Genomic DNA, 16,631 nt, shown 5'->3' on the forward strand with positions numbered 1-16,631 from the left:
GGGAGTGGACCCTCGGCCGCTCATGGCGTTGGCTCCGTGAGCGCGCGGTCCAGGGGGACCCGCGCCGTCGTCGTCACCGCCGCCGGAACGAGGTCGGTCGGCCTGGGCATGGCGCTGCCAGGCAGTTGAACGGCGGCCGCCCCGTGGGCGACGGCCGCGGCCAGGGCGGCCGGGCCCGTGCCGCCCGCCGCGAGGAATCCCGCCAGCGACGCGTCGCCCGCTCCGACGTTGCTGCGCACGGCGGTGACCCGCGCGCTGCCGAAGTACGTCCCGCTGGCGTCGACCAGCAGTTGGCCGTCGGCTCCCAGACTGGCCAGGACGGCCCTGGCACCTCGGTCCCGAAGGTCCTGCGCCGCCTTGACCGCGTCGCCGATCGTGGCCAGGGGGCGGCCGACGACCTCTGCCAGTTCCTCGGAGTTCGGCTTCACCACCTCCGGGCGCTCCCGTAGCGCGGCGTCCAGGGCGGCGCCGGAGGTGTCGACGGCGATCCGGGCGCCCGCCCGGTGGGCCTGCGCCACCAACTCGGCGTACCACTCCGGGGGCAGCCCCCGAGGCAGGCTGCCGCAACAGGCGACCCACCGGGTGTCCGCCGCCCGAGCCCGCACGGTCGCCAGCAGTGCGTCCGCCTCCGCTGCCGTGATCTCCGGCCCGGCCGCGTTCACCTTCGTCAGGGTGCCGTCGGGCTCGACCAGGGTGATGTTGACGCGAGTTGATCCGTGGACCGGCACCCCGGCCGCCTCGATGCCGTGGTCGCCGAGGAGTTGGGCGAGCAGCGCACCCTCGGGACCGCCCAGCGGGGCGACGGCGACCGTCGCGTGGCCGGCGGCCGCCACGGCGAGGGAGACGTTGACGCCCTTGCCGCCGGGCTCGACCCGGTCAGCGGTGGCCCGCAACACGGAACCGCGGTCCAGCGCGGGCAGTTCGTAGGTGCGGTCCAGACTGGGGTTCGGGGTGACGGTGAGGATCATGCGCGCACCACTTCGGTGCCCTGCCGCTCGATGGCCGCGGCGTCGTCAGGGCTGAGGCCCTTGTCCGTGATGAGCAGATCGATCTGGGAGAGGTCGCCGAAGCGGGCGAAGTACTCCTTGCCGAACTTGCTGGAGTCCGCCAGCAGTACGACTCGGCGGGCGGCCGAGACGATCGCGCGCTTCACGGCGGCCTCGGCCAGGTCAGGGGTGGTCAGCCCGTCCTCGGGCGAGAACCCGTTGGCTGCGAGGAAGGCGACATCGGCTTTGACTTCTCCGTAGGCCCGCAGCGCCCATGCGTCGACCGCCGCCCGGGTGCGGTGCCGCACCCGGCCGCCGACCAGGTGCAGGCAGACGCCGGGATGGTCCGCGAGGCGGGCGGCGATCGGCAGGGCGTGCGTGACGACCGTCAGGGTCGACTCCACGGGGAGGGCGGCGGCGAGCCGAGCCGATGTCGTGCCCGCGTCGAGGATCACGCTGCCCTCCGTGGGGAGCAGGGCCAGGGCGGCATGCGCGATCCGGTCCTTCTCCGTGGCGGCGACGGCGTCCCGCTCGACGAGATCGGGCTCGAAGTCGAGGCGGCCGACGGGGACGGCGCCTCCGTGCACGCGCTGGACAAGCCCGGCCCGGTCCAGCGCCTTCAGATCGCGTCGCACGGTCTCGGCCGTGACCTCGAAGTCCCTGGCCAGCGAGAGCACGTCGACCCGGCCGCTCTCGCGGGCCAGGCGCAGGATCTCCTGCTGTCGCTCAGCTGCGAACATGTGGGTTTCTATCCGTTTCATGACCGGACCAGTGGTTCTGCCGCAGGTTACGCCAGCAGCACCGCAAAGTAAACAGGTTCGGACATTGAAACGGGCGCGAACGGACTTTGCGAGCACCCTTCGACTACGTGAGGGCGAAGAAGCACGGCGCCGACTCGCTGGGCGCGGCGGCGCGGACGAGTAGGGCGCGTGCGGCTCCCGCACGCGCCCCGCTCCGTCGATCGGCCGGGGCGGTGGACATCGGCCGCCCCGCCGCGCTCAGAGGTGCCGACCGACGAACTCGGCCACCTGCGAACCGAGTTGCAGCCCCGAGCTGTTGTCGATGGCGGTGTGCTGCCCGGCCCAGAGACGGCTGAGCGTGGCGTCGTTGGCGGCGGCCGGGATGCTGTCGAAGGTACGGGTGGTGCCCTTCGCGGTGAGTGCCAGCCGGTGCTGTCCGCCGAAAAAGGCGGTGAGCACGGTCTGCGCCACCTGACTCAGGGCGGCGTGCGCTCCCGGGAAGGACGGGTCCGGCGCGGTCGGCAGCAGGGGCGTCCAGCGCGGGTCGCCGACCACGCGCGGGTTGTAGTGCGTGCCACCGAGCCGGATGGCGGTGACCGGGCGCCAGACCCGGTAGTGGTACTTGGCGTCGTACAGCGCGATCACGGTGTCGGCGAGCGACAGGTCGAGGTCGGCGAAGGCTTTCACCGTCTTTTCCAGGCCGGCATTCTGAGTGGTCGCCAGGTCCTGGGCGGCCTCGTTCCAGAGGTTCCACAGGGGCGCCGCCGCCCAGAACTTGCCGGACGCGGTCTGGTCGGGAGTGCGGGTGGTACTGGTGTCCCGGCCCAGGCTCTTGACCTGGTTCAGTGCCGTCGCGTACGCGGCACTGCTCACGGGCGGTGGCACCGCGGGCCGGAACTGGCTTCCGCTGGCCAACACGAACGGCTTGACCGAGCCCCAGTCGGTGTACACGGGTGCCGCGGAGCCGGGCGTCGGCCGGTACGCGCCCGGGCCGACCCCAGGGGCGAAGCGCGTGGGCGTGGCCGACGAGCCGTCGTGCGAGCGCAACGTGATCAGCCGCCTGGCCACCGCCCCACCGACCCGGATCCCGTCTCGCTTGCCGCGGCCGTCGGCTATCGCGGCCAGTTGGGTGGCGAGCCGCTGGTCCACCCCCGCCCGCTTGGCCGGGTAGAGGGCGACCAGCACGTCGTGGGCCGCCTGGTCCGCCGCCGCGTCCGCGCGGGCGCCGCGCGGCGCGGCCACAGAGACCAGATAGGAGGGGTCCGTCCGGGTGATCGACACCACCGCGTCGTACTCGGCGGCCTGCAGGATCGCGAAGCTGCGCGTGGGGTGGACGGTGGCCGGTTGCGCCTTCGGATCGCTCAGGATCGAGATGAGCTCACGGTTCCACTCCACCACCGACCTCCCTGACCCCGAAGCGGCGGGGCGGGCGACGGTCGGGCGAGCGGCTGCGGTTGTTCCATAGGCCGGTGCGGTGAGTCCTGCCGCCAGCGCGGCTCCGGTCAGTATGGCGAGGGTCCTGCCTTTTCCACCCATGGTGTGGATTCCTTTCGCTGACGGCGGGTTGTGGAAACCGTTGGCCGTAGGCCTTGTCGAAAGGCCGACGGGCAGTGCGAGGTCGGCGCCCGTCTGGCGGATTCCGCAACACGGTCAGCCGTGCACGAACGGCGGCGCCGTTCACCGATATGGCCGGTGGCCAGATACACATTGCTGGCACCGGAGCCACCCCGCAACTTCGGCCGTACGGCCGGACCGGTCCACCCCCGGTCGGCCTAACGGCGCGCCGTGCGTCCTACATCCCGGCGATTGGTGCGGCATGTTGGTGGTGATGGCGTTGTGTCGGGCGCCGAACATGCGACTCTCGGCTTGTCACGCTCCCTTTTCATCAGCCCACCCGCACCTGAAAGGCGTATCGACAGTGGATTTGGCGATGTCCGTCGAAAACCGGGAGAAGTTCCTCGCCGACGTGCACGTGGGGGTGCTGGGAGTGCACGATCCGCGCGGTGCGAGCGCGCCGCTGCTGGTTCCGGTCTGGTACGCCTACGAACCCGGTGGTGAAGTACTGGTGCAGACCGCACGGGAATCGGTGAAGGCCCAACTGGTGCGTGCGTCAGGGCGTTTCAGCCTGTGCGCACAGAAGGAATCCGCCCCCTACCAGTACGTCAGCGTGGAAGGCCCGGTCGTGGCCGTTGACGATCCGGTGCCGGCCGCCCAACACGAGGCACTGGCACACCGCTATCTGGATCCGAAAGCCGCCTCGGCGTACCTGAAGGCCAATGAGCGTCAGCTCAGGGAGGACGTCCTTTTCCATATGCGTCCGCAGCGCTGGCGCACTGCCGACTTCTCCGCCTTCGCCGCGGAATTCAGTTAGCCGGCGAGGGGCGAAGGGATGTCTCCATGACGCTCGGTGGCGCGACCGGATCCGCTGCGGCCCGGAACGTCGACAGCGCGCGGGACAGCTGTCTTCATGAGCTGTTCGACGCGCAGGCGGCACTCCGTCCGCGTGCGCACGTCGGCGTGCACCACGGGCGCGCCCTGACCTACGGCGAACTCCAGGCGCGCTCCGACCAGTTGGCCGCCCGGCTGTTCGGCGCCGGGGTACGGCACGGCGACGCGGTCGGCGTCTTCGGCAACCGGTCACTGGAAGCGCTGATCGCGTTCGTGGGCATCCTCAAGGCGGGCGCCGCCTACGTCCCCCTGGAGGACACCACGCCGCCGCACCGCCTCCAGGCGATGGCCGACGAGTCCGGGGCGCAGACCGTCGTGACGCTGCCCGGCAGTGCCTGCCGCCTCCGTCGGGTACGGACCCATGTCGACCTGACCGCCCCGGCGCCCGCCAGCCCCGCCGAGGCACCGCGGCCGCGGACCACCCCGACGGACTGCGCCTACGTGATGTTCACCTCCGGATCGACCGGCCGCCCCAAACCGGTGGCCGTTCCCCACCGGGGCGTCGTGCGGCTGGCCATGTCGGACCTGGTCGCACAGCGACCGCGCCCGGGCGATCGGGTGCTGCACGCATACGGACTGTCCTCGGACGCCTCCACCATCGAGATCTGGTCGGCCCTGCTGGGCGGCGGCTGCCTCGTCCTGGTCGACCGGGAGGAACTGCTCTCGCCCGCCGTGCTGGAGGAGCGGCTGGTCGCGGAACGGGTGGCGATCGCCTATCTGACGACGGGCGTCTTCCACCATGTCGCGCGCACCCGGCCGCAGGCGCTGCGGACCCTGCGGTTCGCCTCCGCGGGCGGCGAGGCGATGGACCCGGACCTGACCCGCGCCGTGCTGGCCGCCTGTCCGGACACCACCCTCGTCAACTTCTACGGCCCGACCGAGAACAGCGTGGTGTCCACCGCCTACGCGGTGCGCGACCTGCCCGCCGGGCAGCAGACCGTGCCGATCGGCCGCCCCCTGGAACACTGCGTCTGCCATGTCCTACGGGAGGACGGCACCCCCGCACGAGCGGGGGAGGAGGGCGAACTGTTCGTCGGCGGCGACGGCCTGGCCCTGGGCTACCTCGGCGACCCGGAGCTGACCGCCGCCCGCTTCGTGGAGCGCCCGGTCGCCCCCGGCACCCGGCTGTACCGCACCGGCGACCGCGCCGTCTGGCGCGAGGACGGCGAACTGGAGTACCGCGGCCGGGCGGACCGCCAGATCAAGCTGCGCGGCCACCGCATCGAGCTGGACGAGATCGAGGCGCGGCTACGGGCGGACGACGCGGTCGGCGAGGCTGTCGTGGAACTGGACGGCGACGTCCTGACCGGCTACGTCACCGCGGCCCACCGGGGAGAGGCGGTGCCCCTCGACCGGGTGCGCGAGGAACTGGCCGCATGGCTGCCGCTGGCGGCGGTCCCGGCGCGGCTGGTGGAGGTCGCGCGGTTCCCGGTCACCGCGGCGGGCAAGGTCGACCGGCGCCGACTGCTTGAGATGGTGGGGCAGGCGGCCGACCGGCCGGCGCCGAGCGAGGACGGGAGCACGCACGGCCCGCTGGCCGACGTGTGGCAGACGGTGCTGCGCGCCCAACCCGGCGACGACGACGACTTCTTCGACCTGGGCGGTGACTCACTACTGGCCGCCGAGGTCGTCAACCGCACCCTCACCGCACTGGACATCGACGCGCGGCACGGCAGCACACTGGTGCACAGCCTGCTCCGTTACCCCACCCTGCGCGGCTACACCGCCGCCGTCACCGCCGTCCAGGACAGCAAGCCACCGCACGCGTCGTCCCCGGTGGACTACCGGGCCGAAGCCCGGCTCGGCTTCACTCTGACGACGCCCCGGCAGCCCGCCCCCGACTGGCGGCGGCCCCGGAACGTACTGCTCACCGGCGCTTCCGGATTCGTCGGCGCCTTCCTCCTCGACCGACTGCTGCGCGGCACCGGCGCCCGGATCCACTGCCCGGTGCGCAGCCGGGACCGTACGCACGCCGAGCACCGCGTGACGGCCAACCTGGCCCGCTACGGCCTCGCCCCACCAGCGGCCGACCGGCTTGACTGCTTCCCCGCCGACCTCGCCGAAGAAGGCCTGGGCCTGTCGACCGGCCATGCCGACGAACTCGCCGACCTCCTCGATCTCGTGGTGCACGCCGCGGCACAGGTCAACTTCCTCTATCCCTATGACGCGTTGCGCCGGGCCAATGTGGATGCCACCAAACAACTGGTGCGGCTGGCGGGTGAACGCGGTGTGCCCGTGCACTTCCTGTCCACCATCGCGGTGGTGGCGGGCTTCGGCACCGCCGGCGTACGCCAGGTGCCGGAGGACCTGCCGCTGGACCACGCCGACCGGCTCACCATGGGCTACGCCGAGAGCAAGTGGGTGGCGGAACAGTCACTTCAGGAGGCCGCACGGCAGGGCCTGCCGGTGGCGGTCTACCGCCCGTACGAGATCACCGGTGACCGCTACACCGGTGCCTGCAACACCGAAACCGCCATCTGCTCACTGTTCAAGACCATCGCCGAGACCGGCCTCGCCCCCGACATCCCCCTGCCGTTGGACTTCGTACCCGCCGACTACCTCGCCGAAGCCGTCGTCCGCATCGCCACCGAGCGGCCCGCGACCAACCTGACGTACCACCTGACCAACCCCCACCCGGCGACCCTGCACGCCATGCTCGACCGAATGCGCGCCGCGGGCCACCAGATCCGTCAACTCCCGTACCGAGAGTGGGTCGACGAGCTGGTCCGGCACGTCGCAGGCAATCCCACCAGCCCCACCGCGCCTTTCGTGTCGCTGTGCGTGGACCGCAGCCACAAGGCGGACATGTCCGTCAAGGAGATGTACTTCGAAGGCACCTTCCCGACCCTGGGACGCACCAACGTCGAGCGCGCGGTCGGCGACCTGCCGTGCCCGCCGGTCGACGCGGACCTGCTGGACCGCTACCTGGAGTACTTCTACGCGACCGGCTACATCGAACGTCCCACGAAATAGCGGCACTTCCCCAGGAAGACAACCCGGAAGGCCACCGAGCAATGACCGCACCGCCGCCCCAAGCGCCCGACCGCGACCCCGAGGTGCTGGACTTCCCGCTCCCGCCGCCGGGCACCATGGGCCCACCCGAGGAGTACGCCAGGCTGCGTGCCGACTGCCCGCTGGCCAGGGTCGGCATGCCGCTTGGCGCCACCGCCTGGTACGTCACCCGCTACGACGACGTGCGCGAACTCATCGCCGACCCCCGGCTGATCAGACCCACCATCAACGAATGGCCGACCCGCCCCGACGAACCCGCCGACCAGGGCCCCACGCTGACCACGATGGCCGAACTGGACGGTCCACGGCACGCCGCACTGCGCAGGGCCGTCGGCCCGGCGTTCAGCGCCAGGGCCATCCGGGACCGCGTGCCGCGGCTGCGGGAGCTTGCCGAAGGGCTGTTGGCGGACTTCCAGGACGGCGGAAGCCCCGGTGACCTGGTCGCCGGTTTCACCCAGCCGTTCCCACTGCTGGCGATGTGCGACCTGGTGGGCATCCCCTATGAGGAACGCGACCGGTTCCTGCCCGTACTGGACGACGGGTTCAGCGGGATGGTGAACGCGGCGGAGAGCCGCCGGGTCACCGATCTGCTGCGCGAGTACACGGCGGAACTGATCGCACGCAAACGGCGATCGCCCGGCGACGACGTGCTGACCCAGCTCATCCGCCAGTGCGACGCCGAGGAGTTGACCGATGAGGACGTCCTCGTGTTCGGGCTCTCCATGCTCACCGTGGGGTTCGGCATCAGCGGCATCTTCCTGGGCAACTCGGTGCACACACTGCTGCGACGGCCCGACCGGTACACCAGACTGCGCGACGCCCGGCACCTGATGCCCGACACGGTCGAGGAACTGCTGCGCTACATGCCGGTGATGAACGGCGTCGTCATCCTGCTCGCCACCGAGGACCTTGAGGTGCACGGGCAGACGATCCGCAAGGGCGAAGCCCTGCTGCCGGTACTGGCCGCCGCCAACCGCGACGAGAGCGTGTTCCCCGACGCCGACCGGCTCGACCTCTGCCGAACCGCCAACAACCACCTCGCCTTCGGACGGGGAGTCCACTACTGCCTCGGTTCCCATCTGGCGCGCGCCGAACTCACCGTGGGGCTTGAGGCGTTGTTCGACCGCTTCCCGCGGCTGCGCCTGGCCGACGCACCCACCTGGGACGACCAGTCCCTGACGAAGTCACCACTGACACTGCCGGTCAGCTGGTGACGGCCGCCGACGAGCTAGGGAGGACCACCCGTGAGCGGCACACCACAGGCGGCGCCACCGGCACCCGACATCGACATGCCCATCCCACCGCCCGGCACCATGGGGCCGCCCACGGAATACCCACGACTGCGCAGGGAATGCCCACTGGCCAGGGTACGGCTGCCGATCGGCGCCACCGCCTGGTACGTCACCCGCTACGACGACGTACGCGATCTCATCGCGGATCCCCGGCTGGTCAGGCCCACCATCAACGACTGGCCGCCCGGCGCGGGGCAGGCCGTCGCCGACGACGAGCCGGGTCTGATCACCATGATGGAACTGAACGGCCCACGGCACGCCGCACTGCGCAGGGCACTGGCCGAACCGTTCAGCGTGCGTGCCATCCGGCGCCGACTGCCCCGCGTCCAGCGCTGCGCCGACCGTCTGCTGGACGAGTTCGCCGAGCGCGGCCGGCCCGGCGACCTGGTCGCGGGGTTCCTCGAACCGTTCCCGCTGATGGTGATGTGCGAGCTGGTGGGCATCCCGTACGAGGACAGCGAGTACTTCCTGCCCATGGCGGACGCCGCCCTCGGCGCACTGGTCACCCTGGACGAGGGCCGCGAAGTCACCCGCCTGCTGCGCGAGTACATCCACACGCTGCTGGACCGCAAGCGGCACGAGCCGGCGGACGACATGCTCACCGAACTCGTTCGTGACTGCGCACGCGGCACCCTCGACGAGGAGAGCGCGCTGAACTTCGGGCTCTCCATGCTCATCGCGGGATACCGCACCAGCACCATGTTCCTGGGCAACGCGGTTCTGGCCCTGCTCACCGAACCCGCCCAGTACGCCCGACTGCGTGACGACCGCGGCCTGATGCCCGGAGCGGTCGAGGAACTCCTGCGCTACGTACCGGTGATGAACGGCGTAGTCGTCCTCCAGGCAGTGGAGGACATCGTGTTGCACGGTCGCACCATCCACGCGGGGGACGCGGTCCTGCCCGTACTCGCCGCCGCCAACCGCGACGAGAGCGTGTTCCCCGACGCGGACCGACTCGACCTGTGCCGGGCGGACAACCCTCACATCGTCTTCGGCCGTGGCCCGCACAACTGCATCGGCTCCCACCTTGCCCGCACCGAACTCGTCGTAGGACTCGGCGCGTTGCTGGACCGCTTCCCGAACCTACGCATCGCCGAAGGCCAACTCCCCACCTGGGACGACGAATCCCCCAGCAAGTCACCACTGCTCCTGCCGGTCGACTGGTAGCCGCCCGGCCTGTCGCCGGGGGTGAGGCACGTATGCCACGGTGCGCATGGAGTCCTCGACGTCTGTACCTACTAGTATGTACGATCATGCCCCTGGGGGCGCCCGGCGTCGTTCTGAGAGGAAACCGCTGACATGCCATTGGTTCGTATCGACGTGTTGGGAGCCGACGGCGATCGGCTCGACGCACTCGGCCGCGCCGTACACGAGGCCTTGGTCGAGACGATCGGTTTTCCACCGGACGACCGTTTCCAGACCCTGGTCGGCCATGACGGCACCAACAGCACGCTGCGCTACGACGATTACCTCGGGGTGCCCCGCGACGAGGGCATCGTGTACGTCGCGATCACGATGCGCTCGGGCCGCACGCCCGCGCAGAAGCGGGCGCTGTACCGGCGGATCGCCGAACTCGCCGAGGAGTACGCGGGAACCGAGCCGCGGAACATGTTCGTCACCGTGACCGAGAACGAGTCGATCGACTGGTCGTTGGGTTACGGGCTGGCACAGTACGACGACTACGTCGAGGCGCCCAGTTCGCGGTCAACGGCCGATTAGGCATTGCAGGCCGGAAATTGAGGGGCCTGCAGCAGTGCTGTCCGCCATGCCGAGGGTTGAGTCGGATTCGCGGGCCGCGCCTGGGCTTTCATTCATCGTCCGGCTGTACGTGCGTTCCGGAAGCGTCCTGGCCGCCGCCTGCCTGCACGCCACCACCAACGTCTGCGGCGCACTCACACCGCAGTGCGAACTCGTCCGCACGACGTGGGCCAAAGCTGGACTGACCGCTGTGGTGGCTGTCGGTTCCGCCGGCATGAGCCCACGGCTTGGGCGCCGTCCCGCCGACCGGCGTGGCCGTGCAGACCGACGACGGGTAGAAGCGGAATGCGAACCGGAACCGTCGGGTTGGTGATCAGCCGACCGTGTCGCGGGTCGGACGCTACGACGATGACCACGCCGCACGTCCGCCCGCCGGGGCTGTCGCGTCGGTGGTCGGCGCCCGCGCCCGGTCCGCGTCGGGGCCCGGACCCGCCCCTGGGCCGCCCGCATCGTGGGCGCGGAATCCTCCCGCGACGGCAGTGACTAGTGTGGTGCGTCAAAGCGGAATGAAAGCTGGAGGACAGGGCGGTGTCGGATTCGGTGGCGGAACCGGAGGTGGACATAGGTCGGCTGGTCGCCGGACGGTACCGGCTGCTCGAACAGATCGGCCGCGGCGGCATGGGCACGGTCTGGCGCGCCGAGGACGAACTTCTCGGTCGGCAGGTAGCCGTGAAGCGCGTACACGCCCCGGTGCACCTGTCCGACGAGGAGATCGCGACGCTGCACGAGCGCACCCGGCGCGAGGCGCGCAGCGCGGCCCGGATCACCCACCCTGACGTCGTCACCATCCACGATGTCGTTGAGGACGCCGGTGCGCCGTGCATCGTCATGGAGTACGTGCCCTCGTCCACCCTCGGTGAACTGGTCAAGCGGAACGGCAGCATCGAGCCCGGCGAGGCGGCCTGGATAGGTTGCCGCATGATCGCGGCGCTGCGCGCGGCCCACGCGGCCGGAGTGCTGCACCGCGACGTCAAGCCCGCCAACGTCCTGCTGGGCGCAGACGGCCGGGTCGTGCTCACCGACTTCGGTGTCGCCCAGGCCGTCGGTACCTCCACGCTGACCAGGACCGGAGAGCTGATCGGCTCCATCGACTACCTGCCGCCCGAGCGGGTCAGGGGCGGCAGCCCCAGCCCGGCATCGGATCTGTGGGCGCTGGGCGCCACCCTCTACCAAGTCCTCGAAGGGCGGCCTCCGTTCCGCAAGGACACACCGGTCGAGACGGCGTACGCCATCGCCGTGGACCCCCTCGAACCACCGCGAAAGGCCGGCCCGCTGACCGACCTCATCGAGAGGCTGCTGGCCAAGGAGCCGGAGGACCGGCCCTCGGCCGAGGCCGTCGAGCGGACCTTGCGCGAGCTGGCGGCGCAGGCACCGGCGGATGACGCGGCGGAACCGCACACCACCCCGCAGTCGCCGCCCTCCTCGGCAACCCGCACGACCAAGGCCGTGCCCGCGGGCACGCCGGAGGCTCCGGAGCGGGCCGGGAGGCGTCGCGCGGACGCCAAGAAGGGCGGCCGACGTACCTGGCTGCTGACCGGGGTCACCCTTGCCGTCGCGATGGCGGCGGGTTGCGGCTACTACTTCCTGGCGGGCCCCGGGGCCGGTGGAGCCACCCAGCACAGCGCCGGGCCCAGCCCATCCGACTCCGGCCCCGAGCCGACGCGGTCCGCACCGACCACCGGGCAGGGCACGCCCGCGCCGCCGCCGGTGCCGCACGGCTACCACCTGGTCAAGGAGGACCAGCTCGGCGCATCGTTCCCGATACCCGACGGCTGGCAGCGCCAGGTCAAGTCCGGCACCGAGATCCAGTACCTCGATCCGACCGGCCTCGTCGGTCTGACCATCGACGTCATCGACTCCACCAGCTCCACCCCGCTTCAGCACTGGCAGCAGATAGAGCCGCAGGTCAAGTCCAAGGTCTCCGACTACCAGCGGCTCAGCATGCAGAACACCAGCTACCTGGGGCAGCCCGCCGCTCTGTGGGAGTTCACCTTCCAGGGCCGGGCCCGCCAGTTCCAGGCCATCGACCTCGGCTTCGGCCGCAAGGGCGGCTCCGAGCACGCCATCTACCTCTCGGCCCCCAGCGCCGACTGGAACCGGTACCGCCCTGTCTTCGACACCGTGCGGGAGGGCTTCCGCACGACGAACTAGCCGGTCGGCACCGATGTTTTCCGGGACGTGGATCCTGGCGAGAATATGGCCACCCGCTTGATCATCTCGCCGGGTCAGACCAACAACTCGCCGACCGATGATTCGTCAACCGAAAGCAGGGCCAGATGACCGCACCAGGCGCGAACCCACTTGAGGGAATTCGGGTTGTCGACCTCTCCAAGATCCTCGCCGGACCGTACGTGACCATGTCGCTGGCCGACCTGGGCGCTGATGTGATCAAGGTCGAGCACCCCGACGGCGGCGACCCGACCCGCCGCTGGGGACCGCCGTTCAACGGCCCCGACGCCGCGTACTACCTGGCCGCGAACCGCAACAAACGCTCGGTGACCCTGGACCTGAAGTCCTCCGAAGGGCAGGAGGCCGCCCACCGGCTGATCGCCGAGGCGGATGTGGTCGTGGAGAACTTCCGGCCCGGAAGCACACTCCAGGAGGCCTTCAGATATGACAGGCTCAGCGCCGCCTACCCCCGGCTGGTGGTGCTGCACATATCGGCGTTCGGCGAGACCGGCCCGCTGCGCTCGGAACCCGGCTACGACATGGTCGCGCAGGCGGCGGCCGGACTGATGTCACTGACCGGCGAGCCGGACGGTCCGCCGGTCAAGGCCGGGTACGCCATGGGGGACCTGGGCGCGGCGCTGTTCGGGACCATCGGCATCGTCTCGGCGCTGGTCGAACGCGCCCGCACCGGCGTGGGCCAGTACCTCACCACCTCGCTCTACGAATCGCAGCTCGCGCTGCACATCAACTGGGCCACGAGCTACTTCGCGACCGGCGACACACCACAGCGTCTGGGCTCCGGGCATCCCAGCCTCGTTCCGTACCAGGCATATCCGGCGTCCGACGGCCACTTCGTGATCGCGGTAGGCAACGACGCCCTGTGGCGGCGGCTGTGCGACCTCATCGGCCGTCCCGACCTGGCAGCCGACCCCAGGTTCCACACCAACCGCGACCGGGTCGCCCACCGCACGGAACTCAACCCCGAACTGGAGACGGCACTTCGAGCCGACACCGTCGAGAACTGGTGTGCCGTGCTGAAGGCAGGGGGAATCCCGGTCACACCGATCCGAAGCCTTGACGAGGTCTACGGTTCGGAGCAGACCGCCGCGCTCGGCATGGTGCAGAGCGTGGACCACCCCGTCGTAGGACCGCTGGAGCAGGTCGCCTTCCCGGTGAACTTCCGCGGCGTCCGCCCGACGGTGCGTACGGCGCCGCCCACCCTCGGCCAACACAACCAGGAGGTGCTGAGCGCACTCGGCTACGGGGAGCAGGACATCCAACGGCTCACCGCGCCGCGGTCACCGGACGATCTCTAGTGGCAACGGTCAGGCGTTCCTGGCGGCCTGGTCGAGCGCCTCGGTGAGTTCGTTGAGACTGTCGCGCAGCGCGATCGCCTTGGCCAGGCTCAGCCCGGTGCCCGAGGCGACCCCCGCCGACACGTCGCAGGCCCGGCCGCGCAGCGCGTCGCCCGCCTCGGTGGTACGTACGATCACCGAGCGCTCGTCTTCGTTGCTGCGGCGGCGTTCCACGAACCCGGCCGCCTCCAAGCGCTTGAGCAGCGGGGACAGCGTTCCGGAGTCGAGCCGCAGCCGCTCGCCGAGGCTCTTGACGGTCACCTCGCCGTGCTCCCACAGCACCAGCAGCACCAGGTACTGCGGGTAGGTGAGGCCGGACTCCCGCAGCAGCACCCGGTACAGGCTGTCGAACGCCCGCGAGGCGGCATGCAGCGCGAAACACAGCTGGTCATCGAGGCGTGGCGGCTTCGGCGTCCCGGCTGGCGCGGTGTTCGTCATGACATCCATCGTAGCGTCTCGATTGTCCACTGTTAGATTGCCCGCAACCTAATTTTCAGGCGACCCTTGGTCGGCCTGGGCCGTCCCGAACTCCGCACGGGCGGTGCGTAGCAGGATGCGGGCGGCGTCCTTGGCCTGGCGGGCCGGTTCGGCGGAACCGGTGATGGCGGCGGTGCTCATCGCGCCCTCGGCGAGCAGCACGAGATGGTCGGCCAGCCAGGAGGGTGCCTCCGCGGCGGCCACGAGATCGGCGACGTACTGCCGGAACGCCTGCTTGTGTGCTCTGGCGATCTCCGCGACGGGCTGGGACCTCGCCCCCAACTCCCCGTAGGAATTGGTGAATCCGCAGCCGCGGAAGTCCGGCTCGTTGAACCACTGGAACAGCCAGTCGAAGACCGCGAGCACGCGCTGGGTGGGGGAGTCGTGGCTGGCCACGTATTCGCCCAGCTCGCTGAGCCATCTCGCGTCCCGGCGCCGCAGATATGCCTCGACCAGGGAGTCCTTGGACGGGAAGATCTGGTAGAGCCGTTTGAGGGGAACGGCGGAGGCGGTGCGGATGGCGTCCATGCCCACGGCCTGTATGCCCTGGCCGTAGAACAGCACCTCGGCGGCGGCCAGTACCCGCTGCTCCGCGTCTTCGCGCTCCACCTCGATCACTCCCATCCAGAGAACTGACGTTCTCGCACTCTACCGTGTGCCCGTGGGGTCAACCGCGATGCGGCGCTGGTCGGCGGTGATGGGCAGGTCATTGATGCTGGCGAAGCGCTTGCGCATCAGGCCGTTCTCATCGAACTCCCAGTTCTCGTTGCCGTAGGCGCGGAACCACTGGCCGTCGGCGTCATGGAACTCGTACTCGAAGCGGACCGCGATCCTGTTTCCCGTGTAGGCCCACAGCTCCTTGCGGAGTCGGTAGTCAAGCTCCTTGCGCCACTTGGCGGTGAGGAACGCGACGATCTCCTCGCGGCCCCTGAGGAAGACATCGCGGTTTCGCCATTCGGAGTCCTCGGTGTAGGCGAGGGACACCTTCTCGGGGTCCTTGGTGTTCCAGGCGTCCTCGGCGGCCTGAACCTTGGCTCGGGCGGTCTCCTCGGTGAACGGCGGTACGGGGGGCCGCTGCGCGATCACGACGCGCTCCTCTCTGGCGGAGAACGCACGTTCTCCGCTTGGGCCCAACACTAGAGAACGATGGTTCTCCATGCAACTGCGGGCACGCGGAGCACCACCTCTCGTACCGCCGCTGCGTCGCCCCACCGGCGTCCCGACGGCGGCCAACCCGTCCACGGCGCTCGTTCATCGCGGCCCCGGCACCGATGGACGGCCGGGGGCAGATGTCAGAAGCGGTGCTCCTCGACGTCGATGACGGGGGCGGCGGGGCTGGGCGGCTGGACGCGGCGCCGCTTGAAGATGCTGACGTAGGCGGCCAGTCCGATGATGCCGACAGCCATCATGATCAGGCCGACCAGGGCGGTGTTGACTCCCTTGATGTGCCAGTCGACAGCGAAGGTGAGGATCGCCCCCAAGCCGATCAGGCCTATGCATCCTCCGATGCCCATGGTGATGATCCCTCCTTGGGACTGGTGCGGCTCTCATGTGCGTGGGCTTCGCCTACCCGGGTCCCGGACCGCCATGCGGCCATCCGGAGGGGAGCCGTCGCACGCGGTCATGGCGACGCCAACCCTCCGCCGGTGAAAGCCCGTTGAATTCCTGACGAGGCGGGGCGGTCGGCGTCACTCGCTGATCGCCCGGTCCTGCTTCGACGGTCGGCGCCGGAAAGCGGGACCGACGTCCGCGTCCTTGCGTCCTGTCCGCCGTTCGCGTCTACCATGAGGCTTCAGTCAAAGTCAGCCAGGCAGGGCAGGCAGCCGAAGGGCGGTCTCTCGTGTTGTACGCCTTTGGATTTGAGCGGATCGGCGTCGTGGTGAGCGATCTCTACTTCATCGATCCGGATCCCGAAGCAGGGCAGGAAGGCGCCGAGCACGGCGTGCGCCTTGAGCTGCGAATGCTCCAGGACGGAGCGCTGAAGGGTTCCATCTACTCCGCACGCCCGATCTCGATCGATCGCCCACTGTGGAGAGTTGACCTGCTGGAGTCCGTGGACGGACCCACCGGAAGCATGAACAGGACGCACCACCACCCGAGGTTCGACGGCTGGGAGCCAGGACGGCGCGTGTTCGTCAAGGAGTTGTCCGCCGACCCGTTGAAGTGGGTTGGACAGAGGCTCTCCGATCTGCCGGGTGTGCTGGCGGATGCCGGAGTGGCCGAAGAGGAAGTGGCCCCGACCGATGCGGAACGGCTTCGAGAGGCCGCACCGCGGATCCTGGAAGTGCTCGACCGCCTGCTGAACGGTGTGTGGTCCGGAGAACTCGGCCAACCGCCACACAATGAGGACAAGCTCACCGAGGCGAGGGTCAGTTGGCTCTAGGGACTGTGTGA

Annotated in this window: 15 protein-coding genes; 8 read left to right on the forward strand and 7 right to left on the reverse strand. The window is 70.0% G+C overall.

Annotated features, from left to right (window positions below; genetic code table 11):
• Positions 1–20 precede the first annotated feature (20 nt).
• The 3 genes from pfkB to P3G67_RS10895 all read right to left on the reverse strand — a co-directional run bounded on the left by pfkB (position 21) and on the right by P3G67_RS10895 (position 3,121).
• Positions 21–968, reverse strand: coding sequence for a 1-phosphofructokinase (gene pfkB, locus P3G67_RS10885; protein WP_276093250.1), 948 nt, complete (start codon positions 966–968; stop codon positions 21–23).
• Positions 965–1,726: a DeoR/GlpR family DNA-binding transcription regulator gene (locus tag P3G67_RS10890; RefSeq protein WP_276093251.1), complete on the reverse strand. Its 762-nt coding sequence runs from the start codon at positions 1,724–1,726 to the stop codon at positions 965–967. Before P3G67_RS10890 ends, pfkB begins: the two co-directional genes overlap by 4 nt.
• Positions 1,727–1,984: 258 nt before the next feature.
• On the reverse strand, positions 1,985–3,121 hold the full coding sequence (locus tag P3G67_RS10895; protein ID WP_276093252.1) for a vanadium-dependent haloperoxidase: 1,137 nt from the start codon (positions 3,119–3,121) through the stop codon (positions 1,985–1,987).
• A gap of 535 nt (positions 3,122–3,656) precedes the next feature.
• Here P3G67_RS10895 and P3G67_RS10900 point away from each other — a divergent pair.
• From P3G67_RS10900 to P3G67_RS10930, 7 genes are all read left to right on the forward strand, one after another.
• Positions 3,657–4,097 carry a pyridoxamine 5'-phosphate oxidase family protein gene (locus P3G67_RS10900; protein WP_276093253.1) on the forward strand — a complete coding sequence of 147 codons (441 nt, stop codon included), beginning with the start codon at positions 3,657–3,659 and terminating at the stop codon, positions 4,095–4,097.
• A 26-nt stretch (positions 4,098–4,123) separates the two neighbouring features.
• Complete coding sequence (locus tag P3G67_RS10905; RefSeq protein WP_276093254.1) at positions 4,124–7,147, forward strand: amino acid adenylation domain-containing protein; 3,024 nt, start codon at positions 4,124–4,126, stop codon at positions 7,145–7,147.
• 41 nt (positions 7,148–7,188) lie between these two features.
• The gene (locus P3G67_RS10910) at positions 7,189–8,400 is read left to right on the forward strand and encodes a cytochrome P450 (RefSeq protein ID WP_269858353.1); all 1,212 of its coding nucleotides are present in this window, start codon (positions 7,189–7,191) and stop codon (positions 8,398–8,400) included.
• Positions 8,401–8,430: 30 nt separating this feature from the next.
• Positions 8,431–9,645: a cytochrome P450 gene (locus P3G67_RS10915; protein ID WP_276093255.1), complete on the forward strand. Its 1,215-nt coding sequence runs from the start codon at positions 8,431–8,433 to the stop codon at positions 9,643–9,645.
• A gap of 132 nt (positions 9,646–9,777) precedes the next feature.
• A complete protein-coding gene (locus P3G67_RS10920) occupies positions 9,778–10,197 on the forward strand; it encodes a tautomerase family protein (RefSeq protein WP_276093256.1) in 420 nt (139 codons plus the stop codon).
• Positions 10,198–10,764: 567 nt separating this feature from the next.
• A complete protein-coding gene (locus P3G67_RS10925) occupies positions 10,765–12,387 on the forward strand; it encodes a serine/threonine-protein kinase (protein ID WP_276093257.1) in 1,623 nt (540 codons plus the stop codon).
• A 125-nt stretch (positions 12,388–12,512) separates the two neighbouring features.
• The gene (locus P3G67_RS10930) at positions 12,513–13,721 is read left to right on the forward strand and encodes a CaiB/BaiF CoA transferase family protein (RefSeq protein ID WP_276093258.1); all 1,209 of its coding nucleotides are present in this window, start codon (positions 12,513–12,515) and stop codon (positions 13,719–13,721) included.
• A gap of 9 nt (positions 13,722–13,730) precedes the next feature.
• On the opposite strand, the gene P3G67_RS10935 is transcribed toward P3G67_RS10930, so the two are convergent.
• From P3G67_RS10935 to P3G67_RS10950, 4 genes are all read right to left on the reverse strand, one after another.
• Positions 13,731–14,198 (reverse strand): MarR family winged helix-turn-helix transcriptional regulator, encoded by a 468-nt coding sequence (locus P3G67_RS10935; protein ID WP_391858232.1) that lies wholly within the window; start codon positions 14,196–14,198, stop codon positions 13,731–13,733.
• Positions 14,199–14,246: 48 nt separating this feature from the next.
• Positions 14,247–14,861 carry a TetR/AcrR family transcriptional regulator gene (locus tag P3G67_RS10940; protein ID WP_276093260.1) on the reverse strand — a complete coding sequence of 205 codons (615 nt, stop codon included), beginning with the start codon at positions 14,859–14,861 and terminating at the stop codon, positions 14,247–14,249.
• A gap of 24 nt (positions 14,862–14,885) precedes the next feature.
• Positions 14,886–15,320 carry a nuclear transport factor 2 family protein gene (locus P3G67_RS10945; protein WP_276093390.1) on the reverse strand — a complete coding sequence of 145 codons (435 nt, stop codon included), beginning with the start codon at positions 15,318–15,320 and terminating at the stop codon, positions 14,886–14,888.
• Positions 15,321–15,529: 209 nt separating this feature from the next.
• Positions 15,530–15,751, reverse strand: coding sequence for a DUF6458 family protein (locus P3G67_RS10950; protein ID WP_269858345.1), 222 nt, complete (start codon positions 15,749–15,751; stop codon positions 15,530–15,532).
• A gap of 326 nt (positions 15,752–16,077) precedes the next feature.
• On the opposite strand from P3G67_RS10950, the gene P3G67_RS10955 reads away from it, so the two are divergent.
• Positions 16,078–16,620, forward strand: coding sequence for a hypothetical protein (locus tag P3G67_RS10955; protein WP_276093261.1), 543 nt, complete (start codon positions 16,078–16,080; stop codon positions 16,618–16,620).
• Positions 16,621–16,631 lie beyond the last annotated feature (11 nt).

Origin of the sequence: Streptomyces silvisoli (assembly GCF_029269905.1) — a bacterium.
In the GTDB taxonomy this organism is placed as follows: domain Bacteria; phylum Actinomycetota; class Actinomycetes; order Streptomycetales; family Streptomycetaceae; genus Streptantibioticus_A; species Streptantibioticus_A silvisoli_A.

Coding starts and splice junctions, on each gene's coding strand:
- pfkB (WP_276093250.1), bottom strand. CDS start 968: ATGATCCTCACCGTCACCCCGAACCCCAGTCTGGACCGCACCTACGAA.
- P3G67_RS10890 (WP_276093251.1), bottom strand. CDS start 1,726: ATGTTCGCAGCTGAGCGACAGCAGGAGATCCTGCGCCTGGCCCGCGAG.
- P3G67_RS10900 (WP_276093253.1), top strand. CDS start 3,657: ATGTCCGTCGAAAACCGGGAGAAGTTCCTCGCCGACGTGCACGTGGGG.
- P3G67_RS10905 (WP_276093254.1), top strand. CDS start 4,124: ATGACGCTCGGTGGCGCGACCGGATCCGCTGCGGCCCGGAACGTCGAC.
- P3G67_RS10910 (WP_269858353.1), top strand. CDS start 7,189: ATGACCGCACCGCCGCCCCAAGCGCCCGACCGCGACCCCGAGGTGCTG.
- P3G67_RS10920 (WP_276093256.1), top strand. CDS start 9,778: ATGCCATTGGTTCGTATCGACGTGTTGGGAGCCGACGGCGATCGGCTC.
- P3G67_RS10930 (WP_276093258.1), top strand. CDS start 12,513: ATGACCGCACCAGGCGCGAACCCACTTGAGGGAATTCGGGTTGTCGAC.
- P3G67_RS10935 (WP_391858232.1), bottom strand. CDS start 14,198: ATGACGAACACCGCGCCAGCCGGGACGCCGAAGCCGCCACGCCTCGAT.
- P3G67_RS10940 (WP_276093260.1), bottom strand. CDS start 14,861: ATGGGAGTGATCGAGGTGGAGCGCGAAGACGCGGAGCAGCGGGTACTG.
- P3G67_RS10950 (WP_269858345.1), bottom strand. CDS start 15,751: ATGGGCATCGGAGGATGCATAGGCCTGATCGGCTTGGGGGCGATCCTC.